The following is a 3222-nucleotide window of genomic DNA, read 5'->3' as shown; positions in this document are numbered from 1 at the left end:
CGATGGCGAGGCCCTCCTCGAAGCCGCCTGTGGCCGCTGGGACGCCGGGGGGCTGTTCGGCGAGGATGCCCGCCTCGGAGAGGGAGGCGATGGCCTCGCGGAGGCGTTCGCCGAAGGCGACGGTGATGCGGTCACCGGCGAGGTGGCGTTCGGCATCGCCTTCGAGCAGGCCGAGGATGCGCGCCGTCACGTAGTCGACGCGGAAGGCGTCGCTGCCGGCGGCACGGGCGGGGGGCAGGCCAACGCAGAGGACGCCCAGCAGGGCCCGCTCGATGTCGGCGAGGCTTTCGGGGGCGACGGAGGGGCGGGGGTCGTCCGGCATTTGGGGGCGGATCGTAGCAGAGGGATGGACGGCCTCCAGCAGGTCGCGCGCTCGGAGGCAGGTGCTACGATCAATGGTCCGCGTGGAGGCGCACCATCCATGGAAGGCACAGCCGTCACCGTCCGGGTACCCGCCACGAGCGCCAACATCGGCACCGGTTTCGACTGCCTCGGGCTGGCGCTGGACCTGTTCGCCTCGGTCACGGTGACGTTCAGCGACGCCGAGCAGCTTCCGACGAACGACGTCGGCGAGAAGATGGTGCTCTCGGCGGCGCGCGCCGCCTACGAACGGATCGGGCGGCCGAGCCCGGCGGGGCTGACGGCCCGCTATACGGTCGCGATCCCGCTGGGCCGGGGCCTGGGGGCGAGCGCGGTCGCGCGCGTGGCCGGCGTCCTCGCGGTGAACGAGCGGGAGGGACATCCCCTCGACGAGGATGCCTGCCTGGGACTGGCGGCCGAGCTCGAAGGGCACGTCGACAACGCCTGTCCGGCGCTGTTCGGGGGGGTGCAGGCGTGCGTCGCCACCGAGGACGGGTTCGCCCGCGTCCGCTGCCGCTACCCGAGCGACCTGCAGGTCGCGCTGCTGATCCCAGACCACTCGATGCCGACCAAGGAGGCGCGCCGCCTCCTGCCCGACAGCTACAGCCGCCAGGACGCAATCCACACCAGCAGCCGGCTCGGGCTGCTGGTGGCGGCGCTGGCGGCGGGTCGCACGGACCTGCTCGACGAGGCGACGCAGGACCGCTTCCACCAGCAGCAGCGGTCGGCCCTGTTCCCGCCGCTCTACGACGTGTTTGCTTCGGCAAAGGGGGCGGGGGCGCACGCGGCCTGGCTGAGCGGGGCCGGGAGCAGCGTGGCCGCGTTCACGCCGGAAGAGGCGAGCCGGGATGTGGCGAAGGCGATGCTCGACAGGCTGGAGGCGGCGGGGATGTCGGGACGGACACTGGTGACGCGCATCGCGGCGAGCGGGGCGGAGGTGTCCCGCGTCGAGATGGTGGACGTCTAGGGGGCTGTTGGCTCCCGGCTGCTGGCCGTTGGTGATGCGGGCCAGCGGGGACATGAACCCGTAGGAGATCAGCGAACGGGCCTGCAACCTGCCGGGTCCATGAGACCGATCCCCAACTCCCTCAAAGTCCACCAGCGCGGCCCTGACCGCCTGCCCCACGTGCGCGCCATCATCCGCGCCGAACGCTGGGGCGTGCCCCTGCTTCCCTGGGAGCGCCTTTACACGGGCGACGAACGCGACTGCCCCCACGCCCTCGCGCTCGCCGGCGACGGAACCGTGGTCCGGGGCCGCAACGATGCGGGGGCGCTCGCGGTCTCGCGCGTGTCGAGCCCCGGAGCGAGCTCGGACTGGGCCACGTGGACCGGACTGGGTGAGGCAGAACCGGACACGGGAGTCGCGCTCGGGGCGCGCGGGAGCGAGGTGCTGCTCCTGTACGTCGCGAGCGGTGGACGCGCGCTGGCGCTGCGGCGCAGCGGGGACAGTGGGGCCACGTGGGAGGCGGCCCGGACGCTGGTGACAGAGAGCGCGGACATCGAGTGGCTGGCTCTTGGAGTGCGGGCGTCCGACGGCGACACCTGCGCCTTCTACACGCAGGGGACAGACGTGCTGAAGCGACTGCGCCGCCAGGACGGCGCCTGGGATGCATCCGGGGCGAACTGGAACAGGGGCGGACAGGTTTCGGCCCTGACGGGCGTGGGAGCGATGCACGACGGCCACGACTACCGCCTCGTCGTGAGCGGACGGGCGCATCCTTCCGGGAGGAAGCAGGTGTGGTCGGCGTTCCTGGGCGATGGCGGCTTCCCGGCGGACTTCTGGTCTGGACTGAGCGTCATCGCGGAGTCAGACGCCTCCTCGGCGCGGGAGTTCGGCGGGCCGGGGGTGTTCCAGCCGGGAGGCCTTAACCAGCGGGCCTGCTTCGCCGCGCGGGACGCCGGGGGCGAGCCCGGTAGCCGCGTTTACACGAGCCATCCGCCCGCATCCGTCGCCGGGAACCCGGACGGATGGTCGGAGCCGGAGCCGCACGAGGCGACATCAGCGTACGGACTGGCGGTCGTGACGCCGGAGGCGGCGACGGCGTGGGGTTCGACGCCGGACGGGGTGTGGCGGGCGCGGCTGGGGCGCAGCCTCGACGTGAGCGAGCACCTCGTGGAGGCGTCGTGGAGGCTGGCGCCGTTCTCGACGCGCGCCCGGCTCGTGCTCAACGACTCCGGCGGCGTGCTGCCCGAGCTGGCGCCGGGCCGAACGGTCGAGATCGCGCCGGGCTACCACTCGGGTACTGGCGGCGGGCCGGAGTACGGCGGCGCCGTACACGCCGTCATCGACGACGTGACGCGCGAGCGCGGCGAGGGGCAGGCGCGGGTGGTGTTGGAGTGCTCGGGGCACTGGGAGCGGCTGGCGGCGTGGCGACCCTCCCAGGTCTGGCAGACCGCGGCGGGCGAGTATTCGCGCGAACGCCTCTTCTGGCGGCTGTGCGCGAGCGCGGGCATCCGCGTGAGCGGCCAGGGCGGGGAGGACTGGTCCGGGAGCAGCCCGGCCTTTGCCGTATCCCCGGGCGAGTCCGGGCTCTCGGCGGCGCGCCGCCTGCTCGGCACGAGCCGGGTCGCGGTGCTCTCCAGCGGCGACGGGCTGGCCGTATCGGAGCCCGGAGCGGAGGTGGTCGAGCGCTTCGGGGAGGGCGATCACCCGGCGGCGCGCGTGGCGCTGGGCGACGGCGCTCCGGCGTCGAACTGGGTGCGGGCGCAGGGCGCCACGATCGACGCCGACGCGCACGACTTCGCCAGCATCTACCGGGACGGGCAGCGGCTGCGCCTGGTGCGCAGCCTGGACGCGGGGACAGCCCCGCAGGCGCTCGACCACGCGGCGGCATCGCTCGAGCGGGACCGGCGGGAGCAGCA

General features: G+C 73.7%; 3 protein-coding genes. 2 read left to right on the top strand and 1 reads right to left on the bottom strand.

Going from position 1 to position 3222, the window contains the following annotated elements; all coding sequences use genetic code 11:
• Positions 1-322: hypothetical protein (locus OXN85_02390; GenBank protein ID MCY3598809.1), on the bottom strand; the 322-nt coding region annotated here is incomplete at its 3' end.
• 99 nt (positions 323-421) lie between these two features.
• On the opposite strand from OXN85_02390, the gene thrB reads away from it, so the two are divergent.
• Both thrB and OXN85_02380 read left to right on the top strand, forming a co-directional pair.
• Positions 422-1327 carry a homoserine kinase gene (gene thrB / locus OXN85_02385; GenBank protein ID MCY3598808.1) on the top strand — a complete coding sequence of 302 codons (906 nt, stop codon included), beginning with the start codon at positions 422-424 and terminating at the stop codon, positions 1325-1327.
• A 99-nt stretch (positions 1328-1426) separates the two neighbouring features.
• The coding region (locus OXN85_02380; protein MCY3598807.1) for a hypothetical protein at positions 1427-3222 on the top strand (1796 nt) is incomplete at its 3' end.

It is taken from the genome of Candidatus Palauibacter australiensis, from assembly GCA_026705295.1.
In the GTDB taxonomy this organism is placed as follows: domain Bacteria; phylum Gemmatimonadota; class Gemmatimonadetes; order Palauibacterales; family Palauibacteraceae; genus Palauibacter; species Palauibacter australiensis.
This window is presented reverse-complemented; position numbering and strand designations above follow the sequence as displayed.

What these genes read in the sequence shown, in the direction of transcription:
- thrB (MCY3598808.1), top strand. Translation starts at nt 422, where the DNA reads ATGGAAGGCACAGCCGTCACCGTCCGGGTACCCGCCACGAGCGCCAAC.